The organism is Fibrobacter sp. UWB13 (assembly GCF_900177805.1).
Classification (GTDB): Bacteria; Fibrobacterota; Fibrobacteria; order Fibrobacterales; family Fibrobacteraceae; genus Fibrobacter.
Map to the genome: position 1 here is coordinate 503958 of NZ_FXAX01000001.1, position 18725 is coordinate 522682.

At 47.0% G+C, this 18725-nt stretch carries 12 protein-coding genes; 8 read left to right on the plus strand and 4 right to left on the minus strand.

Annotated features, from left to right (window positions below; translation table 11 throughout):
- Window positions 1–6 precede the first annotated feature (6 nt).
- The 6 genes from B9Y77_RS02245 to B9Y77_RS02270 all read left to right on the plus strand — a co-directional run bounded on the left by B9Y77_RS02245 (window position 7) and on the right by B9Y77_RS02270 (window position 9555).
- Window positions 7–663, plus strand: coding sequence for a DUF4391 domain-containing protein (locus B9Y77_RS02245; RefSeq protein ID WP_085490307.1), 657 nt, complete (start codon window positions 7–9; stop codon window positions 661–663).
- Complete coding sequence (locus tag B9Y77_RS02250; RefSeq protein WP_085490308.1) at window positions 635–2491, plus strand: site-specific DNA-methyltransferase; 1857 nt, start codon at window positions 635–637, stop codon at window positions 2489–2491. Before B9Y77_RS02245 ends, B9Y77_RS02250 begins: the two co-directional genes overlap by 29 nt.
- A 17-nt stretch (window positions 2492–2508) precedes the next feature.
- The gene (locus B9Y77_RS02255; protein ID WP_085490309.1) at window positions 2509–3675 is read left to right on the plus strand and encodes an HAD family hydrolase; all 1167 of its coding nucleotides are present in this window, start codon (window positions 2509–2511) and stop codon (window positions 3673–3675) included.
- A gap of 19 nt (window positions 3676–3694) precedes the next feature.
- Window positions 3695–6775 carry a type III restriction-modification system endonuclease gene (locus tag B9Y77_RS02260; protein WP_085491416.1) on the plus strand — a complete coding sequence of 1027 codons (3081 nt, stop codon included), beginning with the start codon at window positions 3695–3697 and terminating at the stop codon, window positions 6773–6775.
- 181 nt (window positions 6776–6956) lie between these two features.
- Window positions 6957–8399 (plus strand): adenylosuccinate lyase, encoded by a 1443-nt coding sequence (purB, locus tag B9Y77_RS02265; protein WP_085490310.1) that lies wholly within the window; start codon window positions 6957–6959, stop codon window positions 8397–8399.
- 301 nt (window positions 8400–8700) lie between these two features.
- Entirely contained in the window at window positions 8701–9555 is an 855-nt protein-coding gene (locus B9Y77_RS02270) for a TIGR02172 family protein (RefSeq protein WP_254899892.1), read from the plus strand.
- A 6-nt stretch (window positions 9556–9561) separates the two neighbouring features.
- Here the strand turns inward: B9Y77_RS02270 and B9Y77_RS02275 are convergent, their stop codons facing one another.
- Both B9Y77_RS02275 and B9Y77_RS02280 read right to left on the minus strand, forming a co-directional pair.
- A complete protein-coding gene (locus B9Y77_RS02275) occupies window positions 9562–10845 on the minus strand; it encodes a glutamate-cysteine ligase family protein (RefSeq protein ID WP_085490311.1) in 1284 nt (427 codons plus the stop codon).
- 9 nt (window positions 10846–10854) lie between these two features.
- Complete coding sequence (locus B9Y77_RS02280) at window positions 10855–12357, minus strand: RimK family protein (protein WP_085491417.1); 1503 nt, start codon at window positions 12355–12357, stop codon at window positions 10855–10857.
- Between the two features lie 148 nt (window positions 12358–12505).
- Between B9Y77_RS02280 and mfd the strand changes: the two genes are divergently transcribed.
- A complete protein-coding gene (mfd, locus tag B9Y77_RS02285) occupies window positions 12506–15904 on the plus strand; it encodes a transcription-repair coupling factor (protein ID WP_085490312.1) in 3399 nt (1132 codons plus the stop codon).
- Here mfd and B9Y77_RS02290 read toward each other — a convergent pair.
- Window positions 15869–16609 (minus strand): TatD family hydrolase, encoded by a 741-nt coding sequence (locus B9Y77_RS02290; protein ID WP_085490313.1) that lies wholly within the window; start codon window positions 16607–16609, stop codon window positions 15869–15871. The genes mfd and B9Y77_RS02290 overlap by 36 nt on opposite strands.
- A 141-nt stretch (window positions 16610–16750) precedes the next feature.
- Here B9Y77_RS02290 and B9Y77_RS02295 point away from each other — a divergent pair, with 141 nt between their 5' ends.
- The gene (locus B9Y77_RS02295) at window positions 16751–16948 is read left to right on the plus strand and encodes a hypothetical protein (RefSeq protein ID WP_014544972.1); all 198 of its coding nucleotides are present in this window, start codon (window positions 16751–16753) and stop codon (window positions 16946–16948) included.
- Between the two features lie 104 nt (window positions 16949–17052).
- On the opposite strand, the gene B9Y77_RS02300 is transcribed toward B9Y77_RS02295, so the two are convergent.
- Complete coding sequence (locus B9Y77_RS02300; protein WP_085490314.1) at window positions 17053–18633, minus strand: FISUMP domain-containing protein; 1581 nt, start codon at window positions 18631–18633, stop codon at window positions 17053–17055.
- Window positions 18634–18725: the final 92 nt, after the last annotated feature.

Here is an 18725-nt window from a genome sequence, read left to right on the forward strand (position 1 = left end):
TTATCGATGTTTGGATTCCCTGTAGATTCTGAAATTAAAAAGATTGTGGCAAAAGATGCCCTGCTGGGACGCGTGGGGCTGCTTGCACCATCATCTACATCTCAAAAGGCGACTTTTAATGAGGATATTGCCCAAGTCGTCATTACAAACGTCATTTCTACAAAGAGCTTGCCCGTAGCAGCGGGCGCCCGCGTAAAGGGCTTTTATGTGGCTCGGGTTACGATGAAGCGAAAACAGTTCAACCCGAAGAATGTGGAGACCCTGCTTCACCGCATTGGACAAAAGAACATCCTTCTCGCTTTGAGTTATGGCGATGTGGTCCGTTTTGCGCTGAAGTATGACGAACATATTGTGGTATCAAAGGATTGGGTGTTTGCTGAAGAATTCTGCTTCGTTTTTAGCGGCCTCAACCTGGATGATGTTTGGAACGGAATTGTGAAACAGGTGGCGGGCAACCCTTGGAACGATGCCTTGAGTGTTTCCGAAAACTTGGATATTCAGGAACATATCGCCAAGTTGCAGAAGGAAATTGCGAACCTTGAAAAGAAGGCTCGCACCGAAAACCAACCCGCCCGCAAACTTGAATTTTTTAACCGCAAGCGAGACATGGAATCTCAACTCACGGAGTACCAAAATGGAAAAAGCGAACATGCACAGCCTTGATATGGTGAACGAGAACATCAAGAAAATCGGGAACCTTTTCCCAGAATGTGTCACCGAGACAGTTGACGAAAATGGCAACGTCAAGGCCGCTATTGATTTTGAAAAATTGCAGGAAAACCTGAGCCACGCTACCATTGGCGAAGGTGAAGAACGTTATCAGTTTACTTGGCCCGGCAAACGCGAAGCTATCCACAATGCGAATGCTCCCACCAACATGACGCTGCGCCCCTGCAAGGAAGAATCCGTGGATTTTGACAACACGGAAAACCTTTACATTGAAGGCGACAACCTTGAAGTACTCAAGCTACTCCAGGAAAATTACTTGGGAAAGGTCAAGATGATTTACATTGACCCGCCTTACAATACGGGCAACGACTTCGTATATAACGACGACTTCAAGGAAGATACGGAATCGTTCCAATCGAAGAGCGGAATGTATGACGAAGATGGAAACATGCTTTTGCAGAACTTCGAGAAGAATACCGAAAGCAACGGCCGTTTCCATACTGACTGGCTGAACATGATGTATCCGCGCCTGAAGATTGCAAGGAATTTGCTAAGCGATGACGGCGTGATATTTATCAGTATTGATGATAATGAAGTTGAAAATCTTCGTAAAGTTTGTGATGAAATTTATGGAGAAGGTAATTTCATTGCTTGTATTTCGTGGCGAAGAACAGACAACCAACCTAATATAGGTTTTTTTGCAAGAGTAAAAGAATACATACTAATCTACGCAAAAACTTCAAATTTTAGTTTAGGAAGGCTTCCCTTAACAGAAAAAGCTAAGGCTGAGTATAGATACAAAGATGCAAAAGGGTTGTTTCGTAGATCAATTCTTTTGCATAAAACTCGTGGGCGCAGGTTTTATCCAAAAGTAACTAAACTAGGAAATACTCTAAATGGTCCTTGGATGGTTTCAGAGGAAGAATTTGATAGAATGGATGCTAATGATGAAATCTATTGGACTGAAAATGGTGATGGCCAACCTTATGGAAAAATCTATTTGTCAGAATCCAAAGGTCAAATTGCAAATGATTTTTGGGGTATAGAGTATGGAACCAATCAGAGAGCTAGTTTGGAAGTCGAAAAAATATTTAATAAGAGATTTTTTGATTTTCCCAAACCCATTAGCTTACTCTCATTTCTAGTGACTCTAGGATCCAATAAAAATTCCATCATCCTCGACTTCTTCTCCGGCTCTGCCACCACCGCTCATGCGGTAATGCAGCTCAATGCCGAAGATGGTGGCAAACGTAAATTCATCTGCGTTCAGCTTCCCGAAGCGACTGTGGAAGATTCCGAGGCCTATAAGGCTGGCTACAAGAACATCTGTGAAATCGGCAAGGAACGTATCCGTCGTGCAGGCAATAAAATCAAGGAAGAATTTGGCGAAAAGGCAAAAGACCTTGATATCGGTTTCCGTGTGTTGAAACTTGCCGATAGCAACATGAAGGACGTGTATTATAGCCCTGCAGAAACAGATTCCGCAGACATTTTTGACGTAAACAACGTCAAGGAGGACCGTACCCCGCTTGACCTGCTTTTCCAGGTCATGCCCGAATGCAATCTGCCGCTCTTCAGCAAGATTGAAGAGCGCTCCATTGAGGGTAAGACTGTCTATTTCGTGAACGGCAACTATCTCGTCGCCTGTTTTGATGAAGGAATCACCGAAAAACTCATCAAGTCTGTCATAGACGTTCCCGATAGCGAAAAACCTTACTATTTCTATATGCGCAATCTCGGTCTCGAAAGCGACAAGGTTCTCGACAACTTCGAACAACTCTTTGTCCATTACAGCCCTACCACCAAACGCAAGGTCATCTAGCTTTAGAAAGGATTTATATGTCAAGTAAAAATGATGAAAACAACGATAATCCAATTGTCGCCATTTGTTATGATTTTGATAAAACTTTATCTCCCGACGATATGCAGGCGCAGGGTTTTATTCAGGCTGTCGGATATGACGTTCAGACTTTTTGGAAAAAATCAAATGATTTGGCAAAGCAAAATGGAATGGATCAAAATTTGGCCTATATGTATACGATGTTGAAGACGGCAATCGGAAAAACTCAGGTCACGAAAAAATCTTTAAAAGATTATGGCGCTAAAGTTGAACTTTTTCCTGGTGTAAAAGAGTGGTTTTCTAGAATTCGTGATTTTGGAAAAGAAAATAATGTAACAGTTGAACATTATATCATTTCTTCAGGGCTGAAAGAAATGATTGAAGGGAATTGTATAGCAAATGAATTTACTCGAATTTATGCAAGCTCGTTCTTTTTTGAAGATGATATTGCGATGTGGCCTGCTCAAACTGTAAACTATACAAATAAAACTCAATTTTTGTTTAGAATAGAGAAGGGAACGCTTGATGTTAATGATCAAGATGTGAATAAAAAATTTTCAAACAGTGAAATAAGGATTCCTTTCCGCAATATGATTTACATTGGAGATAGCGATACGGACATTCCCTGCATGAAACTTATAAATACTAATGGAGGGCATTCTATTGGCGTTTATGATAAATCGACTATGGATAAAACAAAAGTCTATAGAATGATGCGTGATGACCGGATTCGGTATTTCGCTTCTGCGGATTATAGCGAAAATTCAGAATTAGACAAACTTGTTAAACAAATAATTTTACGTACAAAAGAAAATGAAAAATTGGAGTCCATTCATATAGAAAATTTGCAGGAACAAATGGATTATGATAGTGGACTAGATGAAAATAAAAAACATAAACAAGATTTGATTTTGGCTTTGGAATGTAGCAGTAGTTTTGCTAAAACTCATGATGTTATAAGCGATTTGCGTAAAATTCAAGATTGGGATAGCAATGAAATAGAAAGTCTCTTTAGAATTGGTCATCTTAATAGCCAAGTAAGTGCAATTTTAGATGATGACGATGTGAAATTATTCTTTAGCAATCTATTGGATAGTAAAGAATGCGATAAAACGCGAAAATACGCAAAGAGAATTATAGACGATATGAATGAATCGGAAAACTAAAACGAAGGATTATCACATCATGAAATTCAAGTTCAAGATTCAGCAATACCAGACCGATGCTGTCGAAAATACCGTAAACGTTTTTTCGGGGCAACCTTGCTATGACAATACCGTTTATCGCCGTGACTTGGGCAAGCGCAAAGGTCAAGTAAACGTATTCGACCAGGACGATGCGGGCTTCCGTAACCACGATATCGAACTTTCCGAAAGTGAACTGCTCGCTAACATCCACAAGTCGCAGGATATCTGCGACATCAAGCGCTCTGCAAGCGTCGTAAAGTCCGGCGTGGAAGCTTGCCGCCTCGATATCGAAATGGAAACGGGTACAGGCAAGACTTACGTGTATCTCAAGACCATGTTCGAACTCAACAAGCGTTATGGCTGGAGCAAGTTCGTGGTCATTGTCCCGAGTAAGGCCATCCGCGAAGGTGTCTATAAGAGTTTCCAGACGCTCGAAGACCACTTTATGGAATATTACGGCAAAAAGGCCCGCTATTTCATCTATAACAGCGACCATTTGCAGCAGATTGATTCCTATTCGAGCGATGCCGGCATTAATGTAATGATTATCAACGCCCAGGCGTTTGCATCTTCGTTCAACGAAGAAGATTACAAGAAGAAAATTGCCGAAGGCAAGAAAATTCCCGAAGCGAACAGGAAAATTTTTGACAGGCGCGATGAATTCGGGAGCCGTAGGCCCATTGACGTGCTGGCGGCAAACCATCCGATTGTCATTCTGGATGAACCTCAGAAACTTGAAGGAACTGTCACGCAGAAGACCATGCAGGCGTTCAAGCCGCTGTTCATCTTGAACTACTCTGCAACGCACAAGGTTCAGCACAATCTCATCTATGCCTTGGACGCTCTTGACGCCTACCGCCAAAAACTCGTGAAGAAAATTCAGGTCAAGACGCTTACTGCAAAGAACCTGGCGGGAACGGCTGCATACATGTATCTGGATGATATCATCTTAGATCCGAAAAAGGCTCCTGTTGCAAAAATTCAACTTGAAGTCAAGAAGGGTACGGGAATCAGCCGGGAATATCGCAAGTTTGAATATGGTGACAAACTTTCTGTTGCTAGCGGGACCAATGCGTATGACGGTTTCACCATTGCGGAAATTGATCCGCTCGCAAACCAGGTTGTATTTACTAACGGAAAAGTAATTTACAAGGGCCAAGTCGTAAACGATACGGACGCAAAGACGATGCAGCGTCTGCAAATCCGCGAAACTATCGAAGCTCACTTAAAAAAAGAAGAAGAACTCTTCAAGAAAGGAATCAAGTGCCTTTCGCTGTTTTTCATTGATGAAGTCGCAAATTACAAGAGCTATGAAGGCGATGACGAGGTCAAGGGTTTCCTCTGGAAAACGTTCGAAGAAGAATACAACAATATCGTTTCAGAAAAACTGACTTTTTTCGATGACGATTATCAAAAGTATCTAAAGGGAATCTCTGCCGAAGATACGCACAAGGGTTATTTCTCTATCGACAAGAAAGGCCACGCCTGCGATAGCAAGGCCGAAAAGAAACTGGACGGAATGAGTGATGATGTTTCCGCTTACGACCTTATTCTAAAGAATAAAGAACTCCTGCTCAGTTTCAAGAATCCCGTGCGATTCATTTTTAGCCATTCCGCATTGCAGGAAGGCTGGGATAACCCGAACGTATTCCAGATTTGTACGCTCCGCCACGCCAGTTCCAATGTCCGCCGCCGGCAAGAGGTGGGGCGTGGGCTACGCCTTTGCGTCAATCAGGATGGTGACCGCCAGGATTTGGAAGTCTTGGGCGAAAACATCCATAATCTGAACAAACTGACTGTCATTGCTAACGAAGATTACGCCGCATTTGTAAGTGGCTTGCAATCCGAAATCAGGGAAGCGCTTCGCGATAGGCCGACGCTGGCCAACAAGGATTACTTCTTCGGGAAATCGATTGAAATGGTCGGTGGTGAAAAGCATACGCTTTCGGATGCCGAAGCAAGCCTTGTATTTGCATACCTTTACAGCAACGATTATGTCGATGAAAAGGGGCATGTTACAGAAACATATAAAGTCGCCAAAGATACCGGAACGCTTGCCGCAATGGGCGGTAAATTGGCCGGAATGGAAACAAGTATCCATAGACTTGTGCAGGCGACATTCGATACGGAACTTGCGCTCGAAACGATGGTCGAAGACGGAAACGCAACCGAGGTTCCGGCAAGCGTCTTGAACGCGAACTACTACAAGCAGGAATTTCAGGATTTGTGGAAACGCTTAAACCACAAGTATGTCTATACCGTCGATTATGACAGTGCAGAACTTGTGGAAAAGGCCGCCAAGAGTATCAATGACAATTTGATGGTGAGCGAACTGACATACGTGATTACCGAAGCCGACCAGACCGGAGTTGATGCGTTCGGTGCGACAAAGACTGTCCGCAAGAAGGCTTCTACAGTATCTTCATCAACGGTAAAATATGACCTAGTAGGTGAAATTGCCGAAGGTGCAAAACTTACCCGCAAGACGGTCGTTGAAATCCTGAAAAAGACCGAAGGCAAGTTGTTCATGTTCCGCAACAATCCCGAAGAGTACATCAAGAATGTGGTGAAACTCATCAAGGAACAGAAAGCGACCATGATTGTGGAACACATCGGTTATTCTGTGATTGACGGAACTTACGATAGCGGTATCTTTACCGCCGAGAAACACGCCACGCTCGACAAGGCGTTCCTTACGGAAAAGCATATCACCGACTACATCTTTACTGACGGCTATGCCAAAAAGCCCGAAGAAAGCGTAGAAGCGCGCTTCGCAAAGCAGCTTGAATCTGCTGACGAAGTGGCCGTGTACGCAAAGCTCCCGAAGGCATTCCAGATTCCGACTCCGGTTGGCAACTACTCGCCCGATTGGGCCATTGCCTTCAAGAAGGATTCCGTGAAGCACATCTTCTTTGTCGCCGAAACCAAGGGCAGCATGGATTCCATGCAGCTCAAGGCCATCGAAGATGCAAAGATTCACTGCGCCGAACGCCTCTTCAACGAAATCTCGACCGAAGACGTGAAATACCACAAAGTCGCAAGCTATGAAGATTTGTTGAATGCTATGGAGGCTGTGTAAAAATAATTGAAATGTTTTTAAGTGTAGTTTCTCGACTGCACTTTTTAGTATGACATTCGCTTGCAACTCGGCGAATTTATCGCCTCTGAATGGAACGGGTGAATCTTCAATGGGGAATATTTCCCTACTTGGCTTAAAATTTCTACATTTGCCTTTGTAAAAACTTAAAAAAGGATAAATCATGCGTGATCAATTCGAAAGCCCGCTTATCAAGCGTTATGCTAGCAAGGAAATGAGTTTCATCTTCAGCCCGCAGTACAAGTTCCAGACTTGGCGCAAGCTGTGGATTTACCTCGCTGAATCCGAAATGGAGCTCGGCCTCCCGATTACGCAGGAGCAAGTCGATGAATTGAAGGCTCACGAAAAGGACATCAACTTCGAAGTTGCCGAAGAAGAAGAAAAGCGTCGCCGTCACGATGTGATGAGCCACGTCTATGCTTACGGCGTGCAGTGCCCGAAGGCGAAGGGCATCATTCACCTCGGTGCAACGTCTGCATTCGTGGGTGACAACACCGACCTCATCCAAATGCAGCAGGCTATGATCCTCGTTCGCAAGCGTCTTTGCCGCGTGATGGACAAGCTTTCCAAGTTTGCTATGGAATACAAGGACATGGCCCAGCTCGGCGCCACCCACTTCCAGGCCGCCCAGCTCACGACTGTGGGTAAGCGCGCTTGCCTCTGGCTCCAGGACATGCTCATCGACCTCGAAGAATTGAACTTCCTCATCGAAGTGCTTCCGTTCCGTGGCGTGAAGGGTACGACCGGTACGCAGGCAAGCTTCATGGACCTGTTCAATGGCGACGAAGAAAAGATTATGGAACTCGACCGCCGCGTGACCGCCAAGGCAGGCTTCAAGCGCGTGCTCACCATCACCGGCCAGACTTACACCCGCAAGTGGGACAACCGCGTGAACCAGGTGCTCAGCTCCATCGCTCAGAGTTTGCACAAGTTCGCCACCGACATGCGCCTCATGCAGGGCGTCAAGGAAGTGGAAGAACCGTTCGAAAAGACTCAGATTGGTTCTTCTGCCATGGCTTACAAGCGTAACCCGATGCGTAGCGAACGCATTTGCTCCCTTGCCCGTTTCGTGATGGCCCAGGTGAACAGCACCGCCTTCACGCAGGCAACGCAGTGGTTCGAACGTACGCTTGACGACAGTGCGAACAAGCGCCTCGCCATTCCGGAAGCATTCCTCGCTATGGATGCCATGCTCATCATCGCTGAAAACGTCACGAACGGTCTCGTCGTTTATCCGAAGGTCATCGAAAAGCGCATCATGGCTGAACTCCCGTTCATGGCTACCGAAAACATCATCATGGAAGGCGTGAAGAATGGCGGCGACCGTCAGGAACTCCACGAAGAAATCCGCGTGATGTCCATGGAAGCTGGCAAGGTCGTCAAGGAACAGGGCAAGGACAACGACTTGCTTGAACGCGTGCTGAAGAACGAAAAGTTCCAGAAACTCGGTATCACCGAAGCCAAGCTCAAGGAAATCCTCGATCTCCGCAAGTTCGTGGGGCGCGCTCCTGGTCAGGTCGTGAAGTTCGTGACTGAAGAAGTTCGCCCAGCTATCGAAGCTGTGAAGGACTGGGCAAATATCGACGCCGGTGAATTGAAGGTTTAATTAGCTTCGGTTCTAAAGCGATTTTGATAATGTTATTTATGCAAAAAAAACGAGTCCTTGCGGGCTCGTTTTTTGCATTGTAACTAAATGATGTTACGGCTTGAATGGCGGAATATAATCATCGCCTTCGTTACTGCGATTATGCGGTTCCATATACACCCTCCTTTCCTTTTTGGATGACGAAAATATATTTAGTTTTGCGTGTTTTTTAATGTGAATTCCATCACTGTGTGATTTTGTTCACTTTTGAAAAAGTGAATTTTTTTGTGATTTCTCCAATAAAATGGTTTATTTTACCATTATGGAGAAAATTGACTTATCACAATGGACGATGTTCAGCAATCGTCACAATTCCGAGAACTACAACAGTCCGGATGGCAAATGGATGCTGAAATTGGGTTTTCCGGGGTTTTGCTCGACGAAGGAGGAATTGCTCCGCGAGCAGGATATTTGCCGGAAAGTGGTTTCACTTGGAATCCCGACGCCGCATGTGGGCGATATTGTCGAACAGGACGGTCGTTTGGGCCTGATTTATGAACGCATCGTGGGGAAACGTTCTATTTCAAAATGCGTGGGTGAAAATCCAGAACATCTTGAGAAATACATCAAGGTTTTTGCAGAGCATTGCAAAAAGCTGCACTCCACGTCGTGCATTCCCGGCACGTTCCAAGATGCAGAGGAGAAGTATTCGCGCTTGATCGAAGAATCGAAGATGTTCCCTGAGAATGTCAAGGAATTTGCGCGTAACCTCATTAAGGAAACGCCAAAGGTTTCTCGTTGCGTCCATGGTGACATGCAGACTGGCAACCTAATTGTTAATGACAATGGCGCGTACTTTATCGATTTGGGCGAGTTTGCCTGCGGTAACCCGCTTTTCGATTTAGGTTGCTATTTCTATTTCTGCCATTATCTGCCGGATGATTATTTGCTGGCGGCCCACTACATGAATGCGGCGATGATGCACAAGTGCTGGGACGTGTTTGCAAAGTATTATTTTGGTGCCGATACTCCGGAGAAATTGGCGGCGGTGGATGCTCGCGTCAAACCGTACGTGCTGTTCTCGATTCTCGACTTTGAGCATTTGATGGCTGAAGATGCAAATTTAAAATACCTGGAAATGAATTTCCAGGTAGCTCGAAAAGACTTGGGATTGTAAGCGATTTTACTCGCTAATTCCATAGAGCCGGTTGTGCGCAAGGCAATCGGCTAATTTTTTGTATTCCGTGACAAACGCTTCGTGGGCGGGGGCATCGCCGAGTGCTTTGTAGAGGGCGCTGGAGAGCGTTCCGCGTTCGAGCATTTTTTCCATGAAGCTCTGTGAGACTTCGGTGAGATTGTTTTTCACGACGCTGTAGATGTGCTTCCAGATGTCGCCCGCGGAAACCGCGGAATCCATGCCAAATACGGAGAGGTATTCTTGCCAGTCGATGGTCGCGTTTTCAGCATCCTTTGTGGTCTTGGCGAGGAGTTCAGCAAGGCGTGTCGTGTCGAAGTTGCGCAAAAATTCACGGTATTCCTTGAGCGTGTGCGGCACGGAATTTGCGGCGGATGCGTTTTCGCGAGATGCCGCGAACTTGCCATTCACAATCGCCTTGAGTGTTGCTATTTCAAGCTCTACAATGGCGATGTCGGCATTCGGGCATTCTTGAATATCGACAAGGCGTATTTCAATGGCTCCACGATCAAAGCGGGCGATGGCACCACGACTGTTCAAGAAGAAATGATTGAGCAAGTGTTCGGTATCGTACGGGGCGATAGCCTTCTTGACTTTGTCAAAAATCATCTTGTTGTATTCATCGTAGCTGTACGCCTGTTCCGGGATGACTTGGCCTGTGATTTCAGGGACCTTGTCTTGGTTGTGGCGGTAAACTTCGATGCGGGCGTCACGATAGCCGGTGTATTTGCCGTCGAGATACGGGCTGCTGGCTGCAATGGCTGGAATCAGCGGCAACAGCAAGCGAATTGCTGCGTGAAGCTCGCCAAATTCTTCGTCACCGTCAAAAGAAAGGTTCAGGTGCGTGCTTTGCAAGTTTGCCCAGCCGTGTCCTTTGCAGTTGAAAATGCGGTCATAAGTCTGGTAAATGTCGAGACAATCGTACGGCCAGAGTTGCATCTCTGCCGGGTCCATGAACGGATGGCAGGCGCTCGGCAAAAGCATCGCGTTGATCTTTTCGAGCTTCTTGTTTGCACGACGAATCTCGTGGAAGAATCGCTTGCCGAGCCCATCAAATGTGGATTTGGGGTGTGCGCACTTGAATTCCAGCACATGGCTTACGAGTTCGTTCGAAAGCCCGATATCATCGTATTCAATGTCAGAAAGCTGATTGCCGTCTTTATCTTTTCCGAGCGGGACATCGGCGCGAGGCAGCACGTTCAGCGTGTCGCGATCGACAATCATGAATTCCATTTCGACGCCGAAGCGTTCCCAAAGTTTGTAATTGCTCATGATTGCCCCCTATAAAAACATATCTCTTTCGTGTTGGAGCACTTTTTGTTGTGCTGCGTTTTGGCGGTCTTCGATGCGGTGGCGCAGGCTCCTCATGATGGCAAGATAAATCTTCTTTTTGCCAACTTGGTCTTCGATACCATGGTCAATACTTGGGTTGTCGTTTACTTCAATTACGACCGGGTGACCGTTGATTTCCTTGAGGTCCACGCCGTAAAGGCCGTTACCGATAAGGCTTGCGACGCGGAGAGCCGTTTTCACGATGCCATGCGGAACGCTTTCTATCGGGAGACAATCCCACTTGCCGCAGACCTCGTTCTTGTCCTTGCTATCCCAGTTGTAGATTTGCCAGTGGTCCTTCGCCATGTAGTATTTGCAGGCAAAGAGCGGTTTTCCGTCGAGAATGCCGATTCTCCAGTCGAATTCCGTGGGCGTAAATTCTTGAGCGATGAGCAAGTCGCTATGCTCGAACATCGTGTCGAGAATTTTTTCAAGTTCTTCCTTGTTGTTTGCCTTTTTGACGCCCATGCTGAAGCTTGAATCCGGCGTCTTGATGACCATCGGGAATCCGATTTCCTTGGCGAGCGTGTGTCGGTTTTCGCTGTGGGCAATAATCGTCTTCGGGGAGGGAATCTTGCCGACTGTCATCAGTTCTTGCAAATAAACTTTGTTGGAACAACGTAAAATACTGTCGGGATCGTCAATGACGGCGATGCCTTCGCTCTGGGCGCGGCGTGCAAATGCGTATGTGTGGTGGTTGACGTTTGTCGTTTCGCGGATGAAGATGGCATCAAATTCACCAACGCGGTGGTAGTCCGTCTTGGTAATCATTTCCACGCGGAAACCTGTATCCTGAGCGGCTTCGATAAAGAGCTGGATGGCTTCCTTGTTGCTCGGCGGTTCCACTTCATCGGGATTCGTTAAAATGCCTAGATCATACACGTAGTCTTCCGTCTTGGGGGAAACGTAGCGGTCTTTCTGGAAATATTCAATGGCAAACTGGTCTACCATTTCCTTGTGCGTTTCGGGAATTTCGTCAACGCTAATCGGGCGGATAGACTGGATGAACCATTTTTGCTTGAAGACAAATTTTGCACGCAGGAGCGGTGCCTGGAAAACGCGGTAAAGAGCCTGCGAAAGTTCTAGGTATTGCGCGCTGACGTTTTGCCCAAAGTAAATGGAAAGCACGAATTCTGTGCCGGTCAGCTTGTGAAGGCTCTTCTGGATCAGCTCGTCGATTTCGTCGCTGATGATTTTTACGACTGCCGGGGCCTTGAAATCGCGGATGTTCTTGACGTTCGGGATGACCTTGTGACCGCGCGCTTCGGCAAGCAGGCTTACATAATAACCCTTGCTCTGGTAGCTGTAGTCTTTGCACAAGTTGAAAACACGAACGTTTTTCTGGGTTGTAAATTCTGGATTAGTAAGGTAGTCTTTTGCCGAGACAATTTCGGCTTCGGGAATGTGGAACTTCCAATTCTTTGGCGTGTTCACGACAATTATTTTTTTCATAATGTTTGCACGTGTGGCGTCTTCATGGCGAAGTTGCGTCGTGCGTGCCAAAAACCTCTTTGCTTTTTGACGCTATAAAGATAGCTCAATATTTCAAGAATTGTAAAGCGTGGCGAGGAAAAGGGAGATTTTTTCTACATTTCCCTCTATGCTTACCATTTCGGAATTCCTTCAAGAAAATTCGTTCCCTGCGATTTCGCTTTTTGAAAATGCTGATAACGAGGCCATTCACGTCAATGGCGCGTCGGTTCCGCTTGCATCGATGATGGTGGCGAACCGCTTTTTGAAAAGCCCGCAGAACATTCTGGTGATTGCAAAGGATTACCGCAGTGCCGAAGTTTGGGTAGAGAATCTCGAAAGCATGGTAGGCGAGGAGTTTGTTCGTTTTTTCCCGTCGCTCGGCTTGAAGCCTTACGAAATCAAGGTGCCATTCGAGGGCGTGCTTGAAGAACGTCTGAAGTTCTTCCGCGATGTTTCGCATACCGAAAAGCCGTTCGTTGTCGTTTGTCCGCTTGATGCGTTCTTGATGAAACTCCCGGAACCGGGCGAAATTATGCGTCAGGTGCGTTCGCTTCGCGTGGGCGACCAACTGGAACCTTCGTCTTTACGCCCGTGGTTCTTGGACCATGGCTTTGTAGAACAGCCGATGGTGAGCGGCGTGGGTGAGTTTTCGATTCGTGGTTGCATTGTCGATGTGAACTGTCTTTTGTATCCACATCCGATTCGTATTGAATTTTACGGCGACGAAATTGAATCCATCCGTGCGTTCGATATTTTCTCGCAGCGCTCGTTGGAGCAGATGACGCATATCGAGTTCTTCCCGATGGGGGAATTTACGGTGCCGGAATCGGTGATGGCGGGCGAGGAATGTTCCAAAGAATCGCTGTGGTGGCATCGACCGAATCACCAGCGTTTGGTCGCGAGCCTCTTAGATTATATGCCGCGTGCATCACTTGTTTTTGAAGAACTTTCGTTGCTTTCGGAAACAGCTTCGAAAATGTATGGTGCATTCCGCGGTGCTTATGATGAAGCCCGCGTGGCTGATGCTGGAATTGCAGCCCCTGCGGATATTTGGTTCAAAATTGGCGAACTTTCGCGTTTGTTCGTAGGCCGCGCGTCGCTGGATATGACTCGTGTCAAGGTGGATGACGGCAACTGGCATGAGATGCACATGCGTCCGCAAGATTTTACCTCGAACGGCACGGATGCAGTTGCCAAAGAAATTGAGGAATTTTACGACAAGGGCGGTCGCGTTTATGTGATGGCCCAGACGCTTGGCGGCGTGAACCGCTTGCGTGAAATTTTTGACGGCTTGCCGGTCGAAGATTATTTTATCGGAAACTTGAGCGAAGGCTTTTGGCTCGAAGACGATAACGTTGCGTTTCTCACGGAATCGAGAATTCTAAACCGCCATGCGAACAAGGCTCGTAAGCACAAGATTGCGGGCTCGGTGACGAATGCGTTGATGGTGGAATCGCTCAATCGCGGTGACCTGGTGGCGCACGAAGACCACGGTATTGGTCGCTACTTGGGACTTGTCCGCGTGGAAGTCAACGGCGGTATGGTCGATTGCGCATTGCTGGAATACGATGGCGGAGATCGCCTGAAGTTCCCTGTGTCGGACTTGCAAAAGATTGAACGCCTCGACCGCTCGGACGATGTGGAAACCAAGCTCGACCGCCTCGGCAGCAAGACTTGGGAAAACATCAAGAAGCGCGTCAAGGAAAAGGTCATCAAGATTGCGCGTGACCTTGTGGAACTTTATGCGAAACGCGAACTTGTCGAAGGATTCGGCTTCCCGCCTGATGGCAACATGCAAAAGGAATTCGAGGAATCATTCGAATACGATCCGACGCCAGACCAGCTCCGCGCCACGGCCGACATCAAGCGCGATATGGAAAGCCGTCGCCCGATGGACCGCCTCATTTGCGGTGACGTGGGCTTTGGAAAGACCGAAGTTGCGATGCGTGCGGCATTCAAGTGCGTGGCTTCCAACAAGCAGGTGGCCATTCTCGTGCCGACAACGATTCTTGCGGCACAACATTACGAAAATTTCTGCGAACGCTTTGCCGCTTATCCGGTCAACATCGCCTTGATGAACCGTTACAAGAGTGCCAAGGAAAAAAAGGAAATCTTCAAGCAGATTGCGGAAGGTTCCGTGAACATCGTCATCGGAACGCATGCGCTGTTATCGAACAAGAGCGAGTTCAAGGATTTGGGACTTTTGATTATCGACGAAGAGCAAAAGTTTGGCGTGAAGCAAAAGGAAAAATTGCGCCAGCTCCGCCTTGCTGTCGATACGCTCAGCATGAGTGCCACGCCGATTCCGCGATCGCTGCACTTGAGCATGACGGGCGTTCGCGACATTTCGCTTATTAATACGCCGCCCATTAACCGTTTGCCGGTGGAGACCAAGCTGATGCAGCGCGATGACGAAGTCTTGAAGAACGCGATTCTTGATGAACTTGCTCGTGGCGGCCAGGTGTTTGTGGTGAACGATCGCGTGCAAACGATTACGAAACTTGCCGAAGATATCGAAGCGATGGCTCCTGATGCGAAAGTCGCTGTGGCCCATGGTCAGATGGAAGACCATGAACTTGAACGCGTGATGGATGCTTTCCTTTCGCGCAAGTTCGATATTCTCGTGAGTACAAGCATCATTGAATCGGGCTTGGACGTGCCAAACGCGAACACGATTATTATCATGAACGCGCACCACTTTGGCATTAGCCAACTTTACCAGATGCGTGGACGTGTGGGCCGCAGCAGCGTCTTGGCAAAGGCGTTCCTCGTCATTCCGCAGCGTGGCGAAATCTCGCAGGAATCCATGCGCCGCCTCAAGGCTTTGGAACAGTTTACCGATCTCGGCAGCGGCTACCAGCTTGCCATGCGCGACCTTGAAATTCGCGGTGCAGGGAACTTGCTTGGTCAGGAACAGCACGGCTTTATTGCCGAAGTCGGCTTTGAAACTTATGTGCGCTTGGTGCGCGAAGCGGTCGAAATGCTGCGCGGTGGCGCTCTTGAAAAGCCAATTCAGCCGCGTGTGGAAATCGGCGTGGATGCGTACCTTCCCGAAGATTACGTGGAAGACGGTCTCACGAGAATCTCGCTGTACCAGCGCATTGCTCGCATCACATCGCAGGCGGATGTACAGAACATCGAAAGCGAATTGCAGGACCGCTTTGGCCCAGTGCCGACACCGGCAAAGATGCTTTTGCTCGTGACCGAACTTGGACTTTTGGCGGGCCGCTTGCGCATCCAGGGGCTTGCGCTCCGCAAGGGTGTCATTGTTGCGACATTTGCAGAAACGCCTTCACCGGACCCGCGCGTGCTTGGCGAAATCAGCAGTCTCTGCACATGCAGTATGCGTTACCTAGGTATGTCTCCGTTGCAGGCGGTGTTCGAGGTCGGACGCGGAACGCCTGTGGAAATGGCAAAAAAAACGCTCGAAGTGTTCCGAGCGTTCGCAAATATTCAAGTTCAGGCGGCGACCGTCCGGTCGGCGGATCCTTTACTCAAGGCTCTTGGCGTAGGCGAGCCGAACTGATTCTAGACGACCTTCTAGTTCTTCAAGAAGCTCCGCAGGCTCAAGGAATGATTCATCGGCATCAGTCTCGAAGAATACGTTGCTTTCAGGAATGAGCTTGATAGCGGCTGTGGTCGTTTTTTTGCGGAAACTATCCTCGTGCAGGGAAAAGAGCGCTCCATAGGGGAGGGCTTTTTTCACGAAATTTGCATCCCCGCCAAAACGGTGGAATATCGGGCGTGGCGCTTCTCGTGACGGCGCGCTTGTGGCTCTATCGGTTTGAGCCACGGACTCAAACCCCGCTTCTTCCAAAAGTTTCAGCACGTGCATATAGTCCCCAACGCAGTGTATTTGCAAATCCCGCTTGAGTTCCAATGCAAGTCCGGCTTGCGCCAAAAAAATCTGGTCTTGGGTGCCGTCGTTGTAACCCGGATAGCGCTTGTCGATACCCGCTTCGCCGACCATGGCAAACGGATCCTCTTCTAAACGGGTGCGCAGTTGGGCTAACGTTTCGCGAGAGGCCTGCGTTGCAATCATCGGGTGGATTCCGTAGGTCACTTTAAAAGGCTTGATTTCGGTCGAAAACTCTTTTTTCAGTTGCGAGACTTCTTCCCATTCCCAGGGTTCGCAAGAAACCGCTATAAAGTCGTAATTGCGTTCTAAAAGCAACTGCGCGAGCTGCTTTTTTTGGGGTAATCGTGCTAAATGAATGTGAAAATCGAACATAATAGCCCCCTATACCTTTAAAATACAAAGAATTTATGGAAAAACAAAATTATTTGCTTGTTTTTTGGGGTAAAAAAGCCTAGTTTAAGTTTGTTGGTGCGCCAACCCAAGTTTTTTGATCACCTCATTAAAGGAGTCGCTATGCGCGATTTACTCGAAAAAGCTCTGAATAAAGGTTTGACTGTCTGCTTTACATCCGAAAATGGCTTTGATGTCATTCGAATTTCTTCCGGTAACGAAGTCGTTGCAAGTTGCAGCCTTGGATCGAATAGCTTCCGTGCTTCGGTCGAAGAATCTCTCCAGGCGCTTTTGCTCGACCTGGAACGCAAGGGCTTCTAGCGGCTTCGCCGCAGTTATCAGTCGGCAGTAGACAGTAGGCAGTAATTGCAAAAGAAATCCTGCGAGGTCATCGCAGGATTTCTTTTATGATTTTTAAGTGACTGCTAGTCTTTTACGCAGCGGACATTTTGCAAGTCCGTTTTGTGACATGCGTAACCAGAAGTGTTTGCGTAATCGTCGTTGAAATTGGCTATGGTTGAAGTCCAGAATTGCATTTGGAAATAGTCCATTCCAAAATCTTTATATAACAGTTTGTTTAAGTCTGGATCTTCAATTTTTTTGAACCTGGTATGCTTTAAAAGACATTCCCCTTCATAAACGGTATAGGGGTTGATGGATTCCATAAAGTCCTCTATTTCGTTATTGTCGGGTAAATGCCAACCTGAGGGACATGCGATTAAAGCTTGATTCCAGGTGTAGAATTTTCCATAGTTTTTACAAGTGGCTTCATGTTCTTTGCAGTAAGTGTCGTCTATGCTGTATTTGTTTTTACAACTTACAGGGCTTCCGATAAGTGGATGTTTGCAGGAATAATCAGAAGATTTTTTGCATTCATCTTCATATTCTTCATCATCATCATTTTCTTCGTTTAATCTACATGCTGCATTTGTATCCACAACGTCAAATACGTAATTTAAGTTTTGGTCCATCCATGTTTTGCCGTTGACAACAACGGTCTTGTATGTTTGTCCATCGCGTTCATCGGTGAATTCACTGTATTCAAAATCTGGCAAGGCGGGCGCGGTTGGCAGAGGTGGGTCCACCCAATCAACTCCGGCAGGTTCGTCTCTTACGCAACGGAGCGAACTCATGTATCCGTGGTATTCTTCATAAACAGCAACGACTTCGTATTCTTCTCTAACGCCGCTATCATAGGTTGCTTCGGTTGCGATACTCCAAGTAAGTGTATCTGCTGTTGTTAAAAATTTTGTTGGAGGATTCCTTTCGTATTCAAAAGTAAAACCTTCCATGCCATCACCCCACCATATGGCATAATAACCGGCAGGAAGTACTGCAAAACCGAATTCATCGGTACCGTTGTTAATTTTCCATTCTGAATTTTGGGCTTTAAGCTTTTGTGCTGTTCCACATTTTCCGCCTATTGCTCTAATCAATTGTTCGACCTCTGATGGATTGGGAATATGGAAACCTTCGGGGCATATTCCACGAACCATTCCCGTTAAATTACATGGAGACTCGAAGCCGCAACCTTTGGCACTTGTTCCAAATAATCCGGCTGTATCGATGGCGATGTTCCACGGGTAGAAATGCTCGCTAGTGTCTAAAACTTCGCCATACAAATAACTGTTCCATAAGGCGTCATAAAAACCGTATTCGTTATTATATGTTCCGTCATCAACGTATTGGGTAACATCCAATTTGAGATTTTCAGCCATCCACACCTGATTTCCGATGACCGTTGTCTTGTATGTTTTGCCATCGCGCAAATCGACAACTTTGCCATCGGTGATGATGGAACCGTTTGATATTTCTGTGGAGGGTGTTTGTGAACTAGAACTTGTGACTACCGTTTCAGAACAGGAACTTGTTTCGATTACATCAGAGCTGGAGCTAGAATCCTCTTGACTTGATACAGGAGGCTCGTTAAGTGCGACCGCATTTTCGTCACCACATGCCACAAGCGCAAGTGTCGCCGCTACCGCAAGCGTTCTTAATAATTTCATCCATATCCTCCTTAAAACAAACCATTTATCAGTAATATAAAAAAACACCCTGCCAAGCAAGGTGCCTTTGTAAAGCCAGGCTGTTTTTGCAG

Coding starts and splice junctions, on each gene's coding strand:
- B9Y77_RS02255 (WP_085490309.1), top strand. CDS start 2,509: ATGTCAAGTAAAAATGATGAAAACAACGATAATCCAATTGTCGCCATT.
- mfd (WP_085490312.1), top strand. CDS start 12,506: ATGCTTACCATTTCGGAATTCCTTCAAGAAAATTCGTTCCCTGCGATT.
- B9Y77_RS02245 (WP_085490307.1), top strand. CDS start 7: ATGTTTGGATTCCCTGTAGATTCTGAAATTAAAAAGATTGTGGCAAAA.
- B9Y77_RS02260 (WP_085491416.1), top strand. CDS start 3,695: ATGAAATTCAAGTTCAAGATTCAGCAATACCAGACCGATGCTGTCGAA.
- purB (WP_085490310.1), top strand. CDS start 6,957: ATGCGTGATCAATTCGAAAGCCCGCTTATCAAGCGTTATGCTAGCAAG.
- B9Y77_RS02270 (WP_254899892.1), top strand. CDS start 8,701: ATGGAGAAAATTGACTTATCACAATGGACGATGTTCAGCAATCGTCAC.
- B9Y77_RS02295 (WP_014544972.1), top strand. CDS start 16,751: ATGCGCGATTTACTCGAAAAAGCTCTGAATAAAGGTTTGACTGTCTGC.
- B9Y77_RS02250 (WP_085490308.1), top strand. CDS start 635: ATGGAAAAAGCGAACATGCACAGCCTTGATATGGTGAACGAGAACATC.
- B9Y77_RS02290 (WP_085490313.1), bottom strand. CDS start 16,609: ATGTTCGATTTTCACATTCATTTAGCACGATTACCCCAAAAAAAGCAG.
- B9Y77_RS02275 (WP_085490311.1), bottom strand. CDS start 10,845: ATGAGCAATTACAAACTTTGGGAACGCTTCGGCGTCGAAATGGAATTC.
- B9Y77_RS02300 (WP_085490314.1), bottom strand. CDS start 18,633: ATGAAATTATTAAGAACGCTTGCGGTAGCGGCGACACTTGCGCTTGTG.
- B9Y77_RS02280 (WP_085491417.1), bottom strand. CDS start 12,357: ATGAAAAAAATAATTGTCGTGAACACGCCAAAGAATTGGAAGTTCCAC.